The organism is Acidobacteriota bacterium, from assembly GCA_030697165.1.
In the GTDB taxonomy this organism is placed as follows: domain Bacteria; phylum Acidobacteriota; class Vicinamibacteria; order Vicinamibacterales; family UBA2999; genus 12-FULL-67-14b.
In genome coordinates this window covers 1-15,080 of record JAUYQQ010000019.1, presented here as the reverse complement: position 1 = coordinate 15,080, position 15,080 = coordinate 1, and the positions used below count along the sequence as shown (strand labels likewise).

Below are 15,080 nucleotides of genomic sequence, written 5' to 3'. Positions count from 1 at the left end.
GTGTCGGAATTCCGGGTCGAGAAACGGCGCGAGGCGGCGGAGATCACCCTGTCAACCGGGACGACGGTGAGCGGCCACTTTTTCCTGTCGGGATCGAGCCAGGTGCACGCCGGTCCCGAACGGGTCGGCGACCTGCTCAACCTGGCCGCGGGCTTCTTCCCGTTCGAGGCGCCCAACGGCGACACCTCGTTGATCAACCGCGCGCACGTCATCAAGGTGGTGCTGCCCGAGCACGTGATCGAGGCGCAGCTTGAAGATGGCTACGACCTGGCGACGCGGCGGCATGTCAGGATTCTGTTGTCGAGCGGCGAGACGGTGACCGGCCAGGTCGCGGTGTACCGGCCGCCGGGCCGCGACCGGTTGAGCGACTACGCGCACATTGACGATCGCTTTCGCTATGTCGAGCAGTCCGATCGCACGCTGTTGATTAACTCCTTGCACATCGTTTCGTTGCTCGAGGTGACCGAATAATGGCCGCAGCTGTGGACGGCTTGTTGATGAACATGACCCAGACCGGGGCACGCGGCTTGCGCCTGGCGGTCGGCAGCCCGGCACGGATGATCGACGCCAACGGCGCGGCACAGGACGCGAGCACGGCCCCGCTCACCAGGCAGGAGATTCTCACGCTGCTCAGCCCGATCATCCCGGAACAGGCCCGGCGGCGGCTGCCGCAGGAATCGACCGTGGACTTCGATTACGTCTCGTCCGAGGCCGGCGCCTTCAAGGTGACCGTGCTGCGCAACGGCACCGAGCTGGCGGTGAGTTTCGTGCCCGACAAGTCCGCGCCGGCCACGAGCGTGGCGGCCGGGGGAGCCGCGCCGGCGCCGGCGGCGCCGGTCGAGAAGCCGGTGACGCGCCCGGTGGCCACTGCGGCGCCCGCGGGCGGCGGCAACGCCATCGATGCGCTGTTCCGGTTGATGGTCGAGTCGAAGTCGTCAGACCTGCACCTGTCGTCGACCATGCCGCCGCTGATCCGCAAGGACGGCCACATGCAGCCGCTCGATCCGGGCATCGGTCCGCTGTCGCCAGAGGACGTCATGGCGCTGCTGCATCCGATCATGCCGGTGACCAATCGCGAGGAGTTCGAGTCGCGGCACGACACCGACTTCGCGTATGAGCTCACGGGCCTAGCCCGGTTCCGCGCCAACATGTTTCTCGACCGCAAGGGCCCTGGCGCCGTGTTTCGCGTCATCCCGGCGCAGATCCTCACGGCCGAGCAACTGGGGCTGTCGCCGCACATCCTGCAGTTGTGCCGGCTGACCAAGGGCCTGGTGCTGGTGACCGGCCCAACCGGTTCAGGCAAGTCGACCACGCTCTGCGCGATGATCGACTACATCAACAAGACGCGCACCGATCACATCATCACCATCGAGGATCCGATCGAGTTCGTGCACGAGAACCAGCGCTGCCTGATCAACCAGCGCGAAGTGGGCACGCACACCGGCGGCTTCAAGAACGCGCTGCGGGCCGCGATGCGCGAGGATCCCGACATCATCCTGGTGGGCGAGTTGCGCGACCTCGAGACCGTGGCCATTGCCATCGAGACCGCCGAGACGGGGCACCTGGTGTTCGGCACGCTGCACACCACGACCGCGGCCTCGACCGTCGATCGCGTGATCGATCAGTTTCCGCAGGAGCAGCAGGCGCAGATCCGCATCATGCTGTCCGAGTCGTTGAAGGGCGTGATTGCCCAGAACCTGTGCCGCAAGATCGGCGGCGGCCGGGTCGCGGCGCTCGAGGTGCTGCTGATCAACAGCGCCATCAGCAACCTGATTCGCGAAGCCAAGACCTTCCAGATTCCGTCGATGATGCAGGTCGGCCGCGCCCAGGGCATGGTCGCCCTGAACGACGCGCTGATGGAGCTGGTGACGAAGAAGCTGGTCGAGCCCCAGGAGGCGTACCTCAAGGCGGTCGACAAGCCCGGGTTCGAGGGCCTGTTGAAACGCGCGAACATCGACACGAAGTTCGTCCAGGGCGCGGCCACCTGAGCGCCACCCGGTCTCGGCGGCGAACCGGCCGCGACGTGACAGAATCTCGGTACATGAGTGTGACGGACGGAGACCGCCTCGACGCCGACGGGCAACAGCGGGAGGACGAGCGCCGCCGGCTCGCCATCCAGGCTGGCCAGCTCGGCATTTGGGACTGGGACGTCGTCCGGGATCACGTCGAGTGGTCGGAGCGGGTCTACGAGCTGCACGGCGTCAAGCCGGGCGAGTTCGGCGGGACGGTCGCGGACTTCGCGCGCCTGGTGCATCCCGACGATGCGCCGGCGGTCGGCGCCGCGCTCGAGACCGCCTTGCAGGGCGGGCAGTCGTTCGAGGCCGAGTTCCGCGTGCAGCTGGCGGATGGACGCACGCGGTGGCTCGTCACGCGCGCGGAGGTGATTCGGGATGACGACGGCCGGCCCGTCCGCATGGTGGGTTCGACCAACGATGTCACCGAGCGGGTGGAACTGCTGGCGGCGGAACGCCAGTCGCGCGCGGTCGCGGAGAATGCGCGGCGTCGGCTCGAGTTGCTGGCGCGGACCGGCGCCGTGTTGTCACGTTCGCTCGAACCCGACGCCACGCTGCAGGCGATTGCCTCGATCGTCGTGCCCGAGGTTGCCGACTGGTGTCGCGTGGACCTGCTCGACGCGACCGGCCAGCTGCGGCGAGCGCTGACCTACCATTCCGATCCGGACAAGGCGCGAGAGGCCGCGGCCCTGGCCGCGCGGCTGCACGTGCCGGCGGACTCCGAGGGCTCCATGGCGTGGGTCGCCGCCAACAGCGTGCCGCACCTCGAGGACTTCGAGGTGCCGCGCGATCGCAATCCGGACCAGGTGACGTTTGCCCGCGCCATCGGCATGCGCTCGTACTTCGCCGTCCCGTTGATCGCGCGCGGCCGCACCCTCGGTGCGCTGGCAGCGGTGCAGGCGGAATCGGGCCGGCGCTTCTCCGACGATGATTGCGCGTTGATCGCGGAGCTGGCCCACCGCGCCGCGCTCGCGCTCGACAACGCGCGCTCGTACGCCGAGGCCGAGGCCGCGCTGAAGGAAGCGGAGACCGCGAACCGCTCGAAAGACGAGTTCCTCGCCATGCTCGGTCACGAGCTGCGCAATCCGCTTGCGCCGATCATGACCGCGCTGCACGTCATGCGGTTGAAGGGCGAATCGGGTGGCGCCGAGCGCGGCATCATCGAACGGCAGGTGGCGCACCTGTCGCGCCTGGTGGACGACCTGCTGGATGTCTCGCGCATCACCCAGGGCAAGATTCAGCTGCAACGCGAACTGGTCGATATGGGGGCGGTCGTGAACCGGGCCCTGGAGTTGACGCAGCCGGCGCTCGATCAACGCCGGCGTCCGCTGGACGTCGAGCTGCCGGGCGAGCCGGCGTTGGTGTACGGCGACAGCGTGCGGCTGGTGCAGGTGGTGTGCAACCTGCTGACGAACGCGGCGAAGTTTACGCCCGGCGACCAGCCCATCGAGTTGCGGCTCCGTCGCCAGGACGGCAAGGTCCTGGTCGTCGTGGAAGATCACGGCAAGGGCATGTCCGCCGAGCTGCTCCCGCGCGTGTTTGACCTGTTCGTGCAGAGCGAACAGCCGCTCGACCGGCAAAAGGGTGGCTTGGGCCTGGGGCTGTCGATTGTGCGGACGCTGGTGAAGATGCACCAGGGAACGGTGCGGGCCGAGAGTGCGGGAGTGGGCCGCGGCAGCACCTTTACGGTGGTGCTGCCGGCGGCCGGCGCGGGGGCCGCGCTCACGGTGGTCGCCGCCGCCACGGCGCCGGCGACAGGCAGCGGCGCCGGTCGCATCCTGGTGGTGGACGACAACGTGGATGCGGCCGAGACCCTGGCCGTGCTGCTCGGCCACGCCGGTTACGAGGTGCAGAGCCACGCCGACGGTCCCGAGGCGCTGGCCGCGTTCGAGGCCTTCCAACCCGGCCTGGCGATTCTCGACATCGGCCTGCCGAGCATGGATGGCTATGAGCTGGCGCGCCGCCTGCGTGCGCTCGATTCATCGGTGCGGCTGATCGCACTCACGGGATACGGCCAGGAGCGCGATCGCGCACGGGCGCTGGCCGGCGATTTCGACGAGCACATGGTGAAGCCAGTGGCGCCGGATCGCCTCTTCGAGATGATCCGCCACCTGTTGGCGGGCCGACTTTAGTACCCGTGGTCGGTTGGCGCCGTCAGGACGGTTGACCCGGTTCGCGCGATCAATCGGAAGTGTTGGTCGTAGGTGAGGACGGTCGCGCCGTGTCTCGTGGCGACCGTCGCGATCCAGATGTCGTTGGCCGGCAACGGCGTGCCCGCCTTCTTGAGGTCGGTGACGACATCGGCATAGATGCCGACCATGTCTTCGTCGACAGGCAGCACCTCGACCACCGGGTTGGCGAGAAACTCCGCCAGGTCGGACTCATGTTCCTTTCGCCGGCTGCCTTGTCGAAATCCGACCGCCAACTCGCCCAGCACCACAACCGGTACACCCAGCCAATCGGCGCGATCGATCAGTTCGACGACCTGGGGGTCGCCGCGCTTGAAATGGCTGTAGGCCGAGGTATCGAGACAGAACCGCATTACTCCCACATGTCTTTGTCGATGGCCTCGACGGCCGTGAGAGCGGCGTCGAATTGACGCTGGTCTTCGGCGCTCCAGGTACCGGCCAGGCTCGCCAGGCCATTGCGGCGTGGCCCACGGCCATCGGCTCCAAGGCTGCGGCCGAGCAGGTCAAGAACCGTGCTGTTCAGCGAGGCATCCTTCCGGCGCCGTTCGCGGTCGAGCGCATCGGCCAGTCGTTTGGGTACGTTGCGAATGGTGAGTGTCTTCATGAATGCACCATGGTGATGTCAATGCATTCATTCTAGAGCGTCGCAACCGGCCGGTCAAGACGCGGCCGCCGTCTGAACCACCGGCCGGTTCAGCCGATCGAGCGTGCTACAATCTGATGTTCCGCCAGTGCGTCCCCGTCGTCCAGAGGCCTAGGACGTGGCCCTTTCAAGGCTAAAACACGGGTTCGAATCCCGTCGGGGACGCCACACAAGACTCAAGGTCTGGCGAAGTCTGTCCCGCCGAAGTTCCTTCCGCTTCGCCAGTCTCTTCCGGGCACATGGGTGACAGTTCATTCCGGAGACATTGGTAACACTCCATAGCCGACGTCCGGTCGGCGATGGGGCACGACGGACCCATCCCAGCCGCTACTATGAGGGATGCCGCCATGCTGACGTTGCCCGACATCATCTCGGCCAGGGCTCGCCTGGCGCCGTTCGTCCCGGTGACGCCCCTGCGCACCTATCCCAGCCTGGACCAGGCGGTAGGCTCGGGGATCTCAGTGTTCGTGAAGCACGAGAACCACCTGCCGACCAACTCCTTCAAGTACCGCAACGGGCTGGCGGCGATGACGGCGCTCAGTCACGACGAGCGCGCGCGCGGCGTGATCGCCACCACGCTGGGCAATCACGGTCAGGGGGTGGCCCTGGCCGCGCGGATGCTGGGGGTGAAGGCGAGGATCTTCGTGCCCCTCAACAACAACCCCGACAAGAACGCGGCCATTCGCGGCTTCGGAGCCGAACTGGTCGAGGTCGGCGTCGACTACAGTGCCACCATCGCCGCAGCGGAGCGCGCGGTGGCCGAGACCGGAATGGTCTTCGTGCACTCGTTCGCGAATCCAACCGTCGTGGCCGGTGCCGCGACCGTCGCCTTGGAGATGCTCGAGCAACAACCCGATCTCGAGGCGCTCGTGCTCTCCGTCGGTGGCGGCTCCCATGCCGTCGGTGCGATCCTGGTGGCGCGGGCGATGAAACCCAGCCTTAAGATCTACGGCGTACAGGCCGCCGGGGCGCCGGCCGTGCACGACTCGTGGCACGCCGGCACGATCATGAGCCGCGCGGCCAACACCTTTGCCGATGGCATTCGCGTCACCGCGCCGGCAGGGTTCGGATTCGAGGTGCTGCGAGAGGGGCTGTCGGGTTTCATCACGGTGAGCGAGCGCGCCATCGCCGGCGCGGTTCGGACTTACCTGCAGTGCACCCACAACCTGTGCGAGGGGGCCGGAGCGGCCGGATTAGCTGGCCTGTGCGCCCTGACCAGCGAACTGGCCGGCAAGCGGGTCGGTCTCGTCCTGACGGGCAGCAACATCGATCACGCGACGCTGGCAGCGGTGTTGGCCGGCGCGCGTGATTGAATGAGTGGGTCGCATGTACAAGGGCTCCCGGAGAACACCCGCTCTCGATGCGCCGGCGGTTCGGGTGAAGAACTACATCACCCCGAGCGGCTTGCAACGCCTGAAGGATGAGCACGCGTTTCTGTTGACCCGGGAACGGCCGGCGGTGACGAAGGTCGTGACCTGGGCGGCCAGTAACGGTGATCGCAGCGAGAACGCCGACTACCAATACGGCAAGCGCCGGCTGCGGCAGATCGATTCACGGATCCGCTTCCTCACGAAACGCATCGATGCCGCAGAAGTGGTGGACCCGGAGGCCCCGCGGCCCAAGCAGGCGGCGGCTCGCGTGTTCTTCGGGGCAACGGTGCGCTACGCCAACGCCGAGGGGAACGAGCGCGAAGTGAGCATCGTTGGCGCAGACGAGGTGGATCTCGATCGCGATCACATCAGCTGGGTGTCGCCGCTGGCTCGTGCGTTGATGAAGAAAGGCCCCGGGGACCGCGTGGTGCTGCGCGCCCCCGGCGGTACTGAACAGCTGGAGATTCTCGACGTGCGCTACGAGCACATTCCGGTGGCGCCGTTCCGCATTCCTCCGGGTGCCGAGGCCGCGCCGTGAGAGACTTGATGCGTGTTCCTGTTCTTCTCGAACAAGCTCGGCTGCTTCGGATCGATCGCCATCTCGGTCGTGCTGTCGGCGGTGCTCATCATGATGATGCGGTCGTGCTCGGCGCCGTAGCGGCCGGTCAGTGCGTCATGGCGTAGAGCAGGATGTTGATGCCGACGGCATAGGCCTCCGGCGAAAAGCGGAAGAAGTACTCGCTGTCTTCGCCTTCGCGCTCCCACGCATCGGGCATGTCGGTGTTGTGGATCATCACGACCATGAGCCGGCCCTGCTCGTCGGCAATGCCACGCGCGCTCGGCGGCGAGCCGTCCTCATTCCACCGCTCGATCACATCGTCAGTGCGCCGCCAGGTGTTGATCGACGCCATTTGCGGTAACTTCGCCACCGGGAACATCGTCCGCCAGATCGCATGGTCGGGTGGTGCCAGGTCCACAATCGGATAACGGGCGCGCGGCAGCGCGCGGCCAATCTCCGAGTCGAACTGTTCGCGGGCCCAGCTGCCATGGTAGTCGCTGACCAGCAGGAACCCGCCCTTCAAAAAGTAATCGCGCAGGCGATCCACTTCGGCATCGGTGAAGCGCGCGGTGCCCGCATCCTCCATGAAGATGAACGGACACCGGAACAGCGCTTCGTCGGTGAGCCGGACCACCACGGCGTCGGGCACCTCGTCTTCGGTGCCGATGTTCGCCATCTTCACGCGAACCTTGGTGAGCTCGGCGAGCCGGACGCTGAAGTTGATGTCGGCGCCGGGGTAGTCGGTGGCCCAGCCCTGTTTCTCGCGGCGATCGCTGCGGAACATCACGCGGCAGAAATTGAAGCTGCCGTCGAAGCTGGTGGCGGTGGGGAAGCGTGGCGGGGTGCGCCCGCCGAAGCCCCCAGCCCAAATCTGCTGGGCGTGGGCGATCGTGACGCCGGCGCCGATCGCGCCGAGTATCCCGACCAGGATCCAGAATCGCCCGCCGGCCCGCATGACCCAAGCGTAGCCTGATTTGCATGGTGCGACCACGGGGCTTTTGCTTGACAGGCCGCAGCCGGGTCGCAAGGATTGACGGGATGCGAGCCGCTGTGTGCCTATGCTGCCTGCTGTTCGCGGCAGTGGCCCGCGCGCAGACACCGCAGCCCCTCCGGTGGGGCGGTGATGCGGAGGGCGGCGCCCCATTCGTCGAAGCCAACCCCACCGATCCCTCGCTGGTCGCCGGGTTCGACGTCGAGATCGCCGAACTGGTGGCCGCGCGGCTGGGCCGGCGTCCCCAATTCGTCCAGGTGGCCTTCCAGTCGCTCGACCAGTCGGCGAAGCGCGGCGATTTCGACATTGGCCTGAGCGGGATTGAAGACATCCCCGCGCGCCGCCAGTCGCTGGCCGCGAGCGTGCCGTACTACGAATTTCGGGAGGTGCTCACGGTCCGCGACGCCGATCGCGATCGCTACCGCACGCTCGCCGACCTTCGCGGCCGGCGCGTGGCGACCCTGGGCGGCACCATCGCGTACGACCTGCTGCTCGCGGCCGAGCGCAGCCACGGCCTGACCGCCGTCTCGTACGACGAAGACGTCCATCCCTATTCAGACCTCGCCCTCGGCCGCGTCGATGCGGTCGTGCTCGACCACGTGCTCGCCGAGCGCGCCATGCGGCGCAACACCGGCTTGTTCACGCATCCCGAGGCGCTGGCGATCGGTCACTACATCATCATCACCGCGCCCGAGAACACGGCGCTGCGCGACCAGGTGGACGTCATTCTCCGCGACGCCATGCGCGACGGTACGCTGGAGCGGATCTTCCGGAAATGGAATGTCTGGAACGACGACCAACCGACCCTTTTCGCTCGCGTCTTGGCCACTCCGACGCTCGCACTGGCGGTCGGGAGTCGGGAGACGGGAGTCGGGAGCCGGAACACGGGTGCCGTGTGGGCCTATCTCCCGTCGCTGTTTCGAGCGGCCGTCATTACCCTGGGGCTCAGCTGCCTCGCCATGGCTCTCGCGGTGGCGTTAGGCTCCTTGATCGCCATCGGTCGCGTTTACGGAGATCCGATCACTCGCGCGGTGCTGACGGTTTATGTCGAGGTTATGCGCGGTACGCCGGTGCTGTTGCAGCTGTTTGTGATCTACTACGGGCTGTCGTCGGTGATTCGCCTGCCCGCCTTCGTCGCCGCGCTCGTCGGGCTCGGACTGAACTACGCCGCCTACGAGAGCGAAATCTACCGGAGCGCACTCGAGGCCGTGCCGCGCGGGCAGCTCGACGCCGCGCGCATTCTCGGGTTCACCAACTTCCAGGCGTTGCGGCTGATTCGCGCGCCGCAGGCGTTTCGCATCGCCCTGGCGCCCATGACCAACGACTTTGTCGCCCTGCTCAAGGACTCGTCGCTGGTGTCGGTGATCACGGTCGTGGAGCTGACCAAGCAGACGCAAATCTTTGCCACCAATATCGGCAGCTGGCTGGTGCCGGGGTTGCTGTGCGCGGCGATGTACCTCGTGATGTCGCTGCCGCTTGGTTACCTCGCGCGCCGGCTCGAAGAGCGGTGGAGGATGCCAGGCGTATGAGCACCACGCTGACCGTTCGTGGCCTGCACCTGGCCCGCGGGACCCGCGCCATCCTGCAGGGCGTCGACCTCGACGCGCGCGCCGGAGAGGTCGTGGCGCTGATGGGGCTGTCGGGGTCGGGCAAGACCAGCATTCTGCGCGTGATTGCCGGACTCGACGTCCCGGACGCGGGCGAGATCAGCGCCGGCAAGGCCGGCATGGTGTTCCAGTTCCATTACCTGTTCGAACATCTTTCGGCGATCGACAACGTGACCCTGGCGCTGATTCATGTGCACCGCGTGACCCGTGCCGATGCGCGCGGGCGCGCCCAGTTGCTGCTCGATCAACTAGGGGTCGGTCACCGCGCCGGCGCCCTGCCGCGGGAGTTGTCGGGCGGCGAAGCGCAACGCGTGGCCATTGCCCGCGCGCTCGCGGTCGATCCGCCGCTGTTGCTGCTGGATGAGCCGACGGCCTCGCTCGATCCCGCGCGCCGCAACGAACTGGGTGATGCGCTGCGCGCGCTGGCTGCGACCGGGCGCGCGTTGGTCATGACGTCGCACGACGATGACTTCGTGCGGGAGCACGCCAGCCGCGTGGTGGTGCTGGCGAATGGCGTGGTGGTGGAGGAGGGGGACCCCAAAGAGGTACTAAGCCATCCACAGCATGAGGCGACGAAGGCGTTGCTGCAGGTCGAGCGCGCGCGTCACGGTGTACAATAGGTGGTTCGGGCTGGTAGCTCAGTGGTAGAGCACTCGGCTTTTAACCGATTGGTCGTGGGTTCGATCCCCACCCGGCCCACCATTCGACTCACCATCAAGCCACCTTCGGCGGCTTGATAGTTCGCTCATGGCTAGGTCACTGAGCGAACCAACAGGTCGAATGTCCTGAGCGAGCAGCGCGAGTCGAAGGACAGTAGACCCCCCATGAACAGCTACCTGCAGTCCTGTCTCGACCTCATTGTTGACGCCACGACCGGTGTATCGCCTGACCCGGTGATCAAGCGGATCGGCGATCGCTGGTCCCCGGCCGAAATTGTCGAGCACCTGCAGAAGTCCTACTCGGGCACCGCCAAGGGGTTTGAACGGTGCCTGGAGAAGAACACACCACTGGCAACGCGCCAGACGATGAAGCAGGCGGCGCAGACGTTTGCGGTGCTCAATCTCGGGTACTTTCCCGAGGGCCGCAAGGCGCCCAAGCACATCCTGCCGACCGGAACCATTCCCTTGCCCGAGTTGCTCGAGGGGGTGAAACGTGACCTGGCGTGGCTGGACGATGCGGCCGTGCGGACCAGGCGGGTCTTTGGCGGGGTCCGCGTGCTGGACCACCCCATTCTGGGCCCGTTCACGGTGGACCAGTGGCTGCGGTTCCACCTGATCCACACCCGGCACCACGAGAAGCAGATTCTCGCGAGGCGCCAAAAATCGCTGATCTGTCGCATCAGTCCGTTAAACGCACATGCCGGACCGCCCAGTCCTACCACTCGCCTCTAGCGTTCCCCCGAGCATCGGACGATAATCCCGACGTGGTCAGAGAAGTCTCGCCGGTCGTCCTGGTCGTTGAAGACGACAGTGCTGTTCGCCAGCCGTTGGTAAAGTTCCTGCAGATGCGGCAGTACACGGTCGTCACGGCTGAAACCGCAGACGAGGGCCTTGATGCCATCAAGACGCACCGTCCGGCGGCCGCCATTATCGACCTGCGCCTGCGCCGCGGTTCAGGCCGCGAAGTCGTGGTCTCTACGCCGCCCGGCATCCCGGTGATTATTTTCTCGGGCCTGCGATCGGAATCCGCGGACCTCGAGACGCTGCGCCCCAACACCCGCCTCGTCGAAAAGCCCTACTCGCTGGTGATGCTGATGGACACCCTCGAAGACATGCTCGAGGAGTCGAAGGGCAACCAGAGCGGCTTCGGCCGCATCGCCGCCTCCTAACAGAACTCGACGGGATCACAATTCTTGACGGGAGGGAACCTCTCGTCGGGATGGCACTCCATGTCGGGATCGTTCTGAATCTTTCCCGACAAGAAATTCCCTCCCGACAGGAGTTGTCCTCCCGACAAGGAGTGCCCTCCCGTGGGGATCAGAGAATATTCTTTCCAAACGCCGACAGCGCGAGTTCGGTTGCGAACTCCGCCGTGGTGTTGCGTACGTCGAGTGCCGGGTTGACCTCGACCAGGTCAAGCGACGTCATCTTGCCTGACTCCGCGATCATCTCCATCACCACGTGCGCTTCGCGATAGCTCAGGCCGCCCTTGACCGGCGTGCCGACGCCGGGCGCCACCGTCGGGTCGCAGGCATCGAGGTCGTACGACACGTGAAACCCGCCGGTGCCGCGGCTGGCGATCGCGATGGCGCGGTCCATCACTGCGGCCACGCCGAGCCGATCGATGTCCTTCATCGTGAAGACGTGCACCTGGGATGCGCGCACGGCTTGCTTCTCGCGCTCGTCCAGGTTGCGGATGCCGACCAGCACGGTGTGCTTCGCCAGCACGGCGGGGCGATCGCCGGCGAAATGCGCGAGCTCCGCGGGCTCGGGCCCAAGCAGCGCGGCGAGCGGCATGCCGTGCACGTTGCCCGAGCCGGTCGACGCGGGGGTGTTCATGTCGCCGTGCGCATCCACCCAGATCAGGCCGAGCGGCTTGTTCTGCGTGCGGAGGTGTGCCGCCGCCGCGGCGACCGAGCCGGCGGCGAGGCTGTGATCGCCGCCGAGGGCAATCGGCGTCGCCCCTTCCGTAAACGACGCGAGCGAGGTCTGGAACAACCGCTGGCAAACTTTCGCAATGTCCTTGACGTACCGCTTACGGGGATCGCCGGCGCCCTTGGCCTCGGGAATGGGGGAGGGCACATCGCCCTTGTCGGTCACCGCGAGCCCGAGCGCCGCCAGTTGCTCGGCGAGACCGGCAATGCGGAACCCCGATGGCCCCATGTCGGTGCCGCGCCGGTTACCGCCCAGGTCCAGCGGCACGCCGATGATGTGAACCGCTTTCATGTCACTTCCTCTTCTTGTACGTCATCGAGATCCCCTCGTGGCCCGGCGACACCGTGGTCGTGAGCGCCTGTGGATGCGTCTCGATCAGCGACAGGAAGTCGAGCATGTCGTTCCTCTTGTTGATGACGTTGTGGGCGAGGAACAGGCCGCCCGGTGTGACCCGCGGGAACACCAGGTCGAAGAACTTCTTGTAGTCGGGTTTCCAGGCGTCGAGGAACACCAGGTCAAACTGGCCCGGCACCTTCGGGATCTCTTTGAAGGCGTCGCCCGACACCACCTGCACGATGTCCGACAGGCCGGCGCGCTTGATGTTGGCGGCGGCTTCCCTGGCGCGGTCCGGGTCAAACTCGATGGTCACCAGCTTGCCGCCGGTCTGGCGCAGGCCAAGGCCAATCCAGATGGCGCTGTAGCCGCTGGCGGCACCGATCTCGAGCACCTGCTTCGCGCCGATCGCGCCGACCAGGACCCGGAGGAACTTGCCATCCTCCTCGGACACGGCCAGTTGGCCCTTGTCGGCGGCCCGAATGCCGGCCAGCAGCTTCGCCACCCCCGGATCCACGCCCTGGGCGGCGGCCGAACTGGCGATGAAAAGGGCTACAAGGAGGGCAACGACCCGAAAAAACATCCTTCCATTCTAGCCGGGCGGCCCGGAGCCGCGTGTTATAGTGCCGTGACTTTTAAGACCAACCCGGAGAGGCCCTTAGTGAGCCCGATTCTCACCCGCCCGGTTCGCGAACAACTCGAGCACGATCGGGTTATTCGCCTGCTTCAGGCCCGTTATAAGCGAAAGACCGACGTCATCATCAATCCCGGGAACGAGCAAAACCAGTCGATCACGGTCGGCGACCTGGTGGTGTACCCGGACGTACTGATTTTTGCCGAAGGCACCAAGAAACTGCTGGGAACGATCGAGGTCGAGACCGGCGAATCGGTGAACTCGCTCGAGGCGCGAGCGGAGTGGGCCGTGTTCTGCAAGTTGAAGGTGCCATTGCACTTGTACGTGCCGCCGACGTCGGTGGACGCGGCCCGGCGGCTGTGCGCCGAGTACGCCATTCCGGTGGCCGAGTTGTGGACGTTTCACACGACCTTCGACCAGGTCCGGTTCACCATGATCTACCGGTCGCCCGATGCGCCGGTGGTGAAGGTCGGGGCCCCCGCCCCCGTTCGCCAAGGCTCCGGGGGGCAAGCGCAGAAGATGGCGGCCAAGCCGGCAGCAGTCAAGCCGGTCGCAGCCAAGCCGATGGCAGCCAGGCCGGTGCAGAAGCCGGCGGCAAAGCCCGCGGCCAAGCCGGCTGCCAAGGCGAAGCCCATCGCCAAGGCCAAGCCGGTGGTCAAGCCGAAGCCAATAGCCAAGCCTGCGACCAAGCGACTGGCCAAAGCCGCGCCTAAGAAAGCCAAGGCTGCCAAGAAGGCCAAGCCTGCCGCAAAGAAGCGGCGTTAGGGCCAGGCCGTGCCATTCCTCCGCCTGACCCGCGATCGCCGCGGTACCGAGAACACCTTCCTGCTTCACGCCGATCGTCCAGGCGATCGGCCGAAGCTCTTGTACTGGTATCGCACGGCGCCGGGCATCATCCTCGGCCGCGCGCCGCTTGACGAAGACGCCATCCGCACCATCGAGGACCAGCATCCCGAGATCGATTTCGACTGGCCGGCGATTCTCGCGTTGAGCGAGGTGATGACGCCGGAAGACGAGGCGCCGGCCCGGCCGCGACAGCCCGAAGGCCGGCGGCCACGCGGGCGCGATCCGCAGCGCGAGGCGCAGCCGCGCGGCCGGCCAGAGGCGCCGGCCGAACCGGCCACCGAACTGGACGCGTTGCCTGAGGACGAAGCGTTGGAGAGCGAGCTGCAGGAGGGCGTGTCAGCCGCCGCCGGCGCGATCGAAGACGCCCCGCCGCCGCCGCGCCATGTGCACGGCCTGCTGGAGGAGCTCGTGGGGCGGGAGATCGCCACGCGGCTACGCGCGCGGTATGCCGAGTTGTCGGCCCGCATTCACGAACGCCATGCCGACGCCGTCGAACGCGACCTGTGGATGACACGCGCCACCGCGCTCGACCCCGACACGTGGCTTACCCCCGAAGCCATCCTCGAAGGCGTGCGCCGCGCCGACGCGCAGTTCGACAGCTTGCGTCACGAGCTGCTCGGCTAACAGGAGTTCAAGAGCTCAAGAGAGAATATTCTCCTGATCTTTTGATCTCCTGTTTTCACTTGTCCCGGGAGTAGCGCAACTCGATTGCATCGATCTTCGCGAGACGGCGCATGTGCCGCTCTTCGCTCGAGAAACTGGCGGCCAGAAACGTCTCGGCCAGCACGCGGGCCAGCGCCGGGCCAATCACTCGCGACCCCAGGCACAGCACGTTCAGGTCATCGTGCTCCACCGCCTGGCGCGCGGTGTAGGCGTCGTGGCAGACGGCCGCGCGCACGCCCGGGAACTTGCACGCGGCCACGGCTGCGCCGGCGCCGCTGCCGCACACCAGGACGCCGCGGTCGGCTTGTCCGTTACGAATGGCCTGGGCGACCGCCTCGGCAATATCCGGGTAATCGACCGGCGCGGTGGAGTGCGTACCCAGGTCGGTGACCTCGTGTCCGGCCTGCGCCAGGTGCCCGGCGAGGTCGCGTTTCATCTCAAAACCGGCGTGATCGGCCCCAATTGCGATGCGCATAAAGGGATTGTAGGGCAGGTCGGGCGGGGTAGGGCAGGTAGGGCAGGTCTGGCGGGTAGGGCGGGTAGGGCGGGTAGGGCGGGTAGGGCGGGTGGGAAGCCCCAACCAGCCCCCCCCCCCCCCCCCCCCCCCCCCCCCCCCCCCCCCCCCCCCCCCCCCCCCCC

At 66.7% G+C, this 15,080-nt stretch carries 17 protein-coding genes and 2 tRNA genes; 13 read left to right on the top strand and 6 right to left on the bottom strand.

The features are described 5' to 3' along the window. The 3 genes from Q8T13_17530 to Q8T13_17520 are packed head-to-tail and all read left to right on the top strand — an operon-like array spanning position 1 to position 4,144. Positions 1–471, top strand: coding sequence for a hypothetical protein (locus tag Q8T13_17530; GenBank protein ID MDP3719565.1), 471 nt, complete (start codon positions 1–3; stop codon positions 469–471). Continuing rightward, the gene (locus tag Q8T13_17525; GenBank protein ID MDP3719564.1) at positions 471–1,988 is read left to right on the top strand and encodes a type IV pilus twitching motility protein PilT; all 1,518 of its coding nucleotides are present in this window, start codon (positions 471–473) and stop codon (positions 1,986–1,988) included. Before Q8T13_17530 ends, Q8T13_17525 begins: the two co-directional genes overlap by 1 nt. Positions 1,989–2,041: 53 nt before the next feature. After that, positions 2,042–4,144 (top strand): PAS domain-containing protein, encoded by a 2,103-nt coding sequence (locus tag Q8T13_17520; GenBank protein MDP3719563.1) that lies wholly within the window; start codon positions 2,042–2,044, stop codon positions 4,142–4,144. Here Q8T13_17520 and Q8T13_17515 read toward each other — a convergent pair. Both Q8T13_17515 and Q8T13_17510 read right to left on the bottom strand, forming a co-directional pair. Further along, positions 4,141–4,554 (bottom strand): type II toxin-antitoxin system VapC family toxin, encoded by a 414-nt coding sequence (locus tag Q8T13_17515; GenBank protein MDP3719562.1) that lies wholly within the window; start codon positions 4,552–4,554, stop codon positions 4,141–4,143. The two genes, Q8T13_17520 and Q8T13_17515, sit on opposite strands and share 4 nt — an antisense overlap. Further along, a complete protein-coding gene (locus Q8T13_17510) occupies positions 4,554–4,805 on the bottom strand; it encodes a hypothetical protein (protein MDP3719561.1) in 252 nt (83 codons plus the stop codon). The genes Q8T13_17515 and Q8T13_17510 overlap by 1 nt, the downstream gene beginning before the upstream one ends. A gap of 131 nt (positions 4,806–4,936) precedes the next feature. Here Q8T13_17510 and Q8T13_17505 point away from each other — a divergent pair. The 3 genes from Q8T13_17505 to greB all read left to right on the top strand — a co-directional run bounded on the left by Q8T13_17505 (position 4,937) and on the right by greB (position 6,752). Next, a tRNA-Glu gene (locus Q8T13_17505) sits at positions 4,937–5,012 on the top strand. A gap of 179 nt (positions 5,013–5,191) precedes the next feature. Beyond that, complete coding sequence (locus Q8T13_17500) at positions 5,192–6,157, top strand: threonine/serine dehydratase (protein MDP3719560.1); 966 nt, start codon at positions 5,192–5,194, stop codon at positions 6,155–6,157. Positions 6,158–6,170: 13 nt separating this feature from the next. Next, positions 6,171–6,752 carry a transcription elongation factor GreB gene (greB, locus tag Q8T13_17495; GenBank protein MDP3719559.1) on the top strand — a complete coding sequence of 194 codons (582 nt, stop codon included), beginning with the start codon at positions 6,171–6,173 and terminating at the stop codon, positions 6,750–6,752. A gap of 127 nt (positions 6,753–6,879) precedes the next feature. On the opposite strand, the gene Q8T13_17490 is transcribed toward greB, so the two are convergent. Then, entirely contained in the window at positions 6,880–7,728 is an 849-nt protein-coding gene (locus tag Q8T13_17490) for a DUF4159 domain-containing protein (GenBank protein MDP3719558.1), read from the bottom strand. Positions 7,729–7,811: 83 nt separating this feature from the next. Here Q8T13_17490 and Q8T13_17485 point away from each other — a divergent pair, with 83 nt between their 5' ends. The 5 genes from Q8T13_17485 to Q8T13_17465 all read left to right on the top strand — a co-directional run bounded on the left by Q8T13_17485 (position 7,812) and on the right by Q8T13_17465 (position 11,199). Next, on the top strand, positions 7,812–9,293 hold the full coding sequence (locus Q8T13_17485) for an ABC transporter substrate-binding protein/permease (GenBank protein MDP3719557.1): 1,482 nt from the start codon (positions 7,812–7,814) through the stop codon (positions 9,291–9,293). After that, positions 9,290–9,991, top strand: a complete 702-nt coding sequence (locus tag Q8T13_17480; protein MDP3719556.1) for an ATP-binding cassette domain-containing protein — start codon at positions 9,290–9,292, stop codon at positions 9,989–9,991. Before Q8T13_17485 ends, Q8T13_17480 begins: the two co-directional genes overlap by 4 nt. Before the next feature lie 7 nt (positions 9,992–9,998). Continuing rightward, positions 9,999–10,073: transfer RNA gene (locus Q8T13_17475), tRNA-Lys, on the top strand. A 122-nt stretch (positions 10,074–10,195) separates the two neighbouring features. Further along, complete coding sequence (locus Q8T13_17470) at positions 10,196–10,762, top strand: DUF1569 domain-containing protein (protein ID MDP3719555.1); 567 nt, start codon at positions 10,196–10,198, stop codon at positions 10,760–10,762. 32 nt (positions 10,763–10,794) lie between these two features. Next, a complete protein-coding gene (locus Q8T13_17465) occupies positions 10,795–11,199 on the top strand; it encodes a response regulator (protein MDP3719554.1) in 405 nt (134 codons plus the stop codon). 148 nt (positions 11,200–11,347) lie between these two features. Here the strand turns inward: Q8T13_17465 and rocF are convergent, their stop codons facing one another. Beyond that, entirely contained in the window at positions 11,348–12,256 is a 909-nt protein-coding gene (gene rocF / locus Q8T13_17460; protein ID MDP3719553.1) for an arginase, read from the bottom strand. Position 12,257: 1 nt separating this feature from the next. Continuing rightward, positions 12,258–12,881: an O-methyltransferase gene (locus Q8T13_17455; protein MDP3719552.1), complete on the bottom strand. Its 624-nt coding sequence runs from the start codon at positions 12,879–12,881 to the stop codon at positions 12,258–12,260. Between the two features lie 78 nt (positions 12,882–12,959). Between Q8T13_17455 and Q8T13_17450 the strand changes: the two genes are divergently transcribed. Together Q8T13_17450 and Q8T13_17445 are read left to right on the top strand one after the other, a co-directional pair. Next, on the top strand, positions 12,960–13,697 hold the full coding sequence (locus Q8T13_17450) for a hypothetical protein (GenBank protein ID MDP3719551.1): 738 nt from the start codon (positions 12,960–12,962) through the stop codon (positions 13,695–13,697). Positions 13,698–13,706: 9 nt separating this feature from the next. Continuing rightward, positions 13,707–14,402, top strand: coding sequence for a hypothetical protein (locus tag Q8T13_17445; GenBank protein MDP3719550.1), 696 nt, complete (start codon positions 13,707–13,709; stop codon positions 14,400–14,402). 55 nt (positions 14,403–14,457) lie between these two features. Here the strand turns inward: Q8T13_17445 and rpiB are convergent, their stop codons facing one another. Beyond that, a complete protein-coding gene (gene rpiB / locus Q8T13_17440) occupies positions 14,458–14,916 on the bottom strand; it encodes a ribose 5-phosphate isomerase B (GenBank protein ID MDP3719549.1) in 459 nt (152 codons plus the stop codon). Positions 14,917–15,080: the final 164 nt, after the last annotated feature.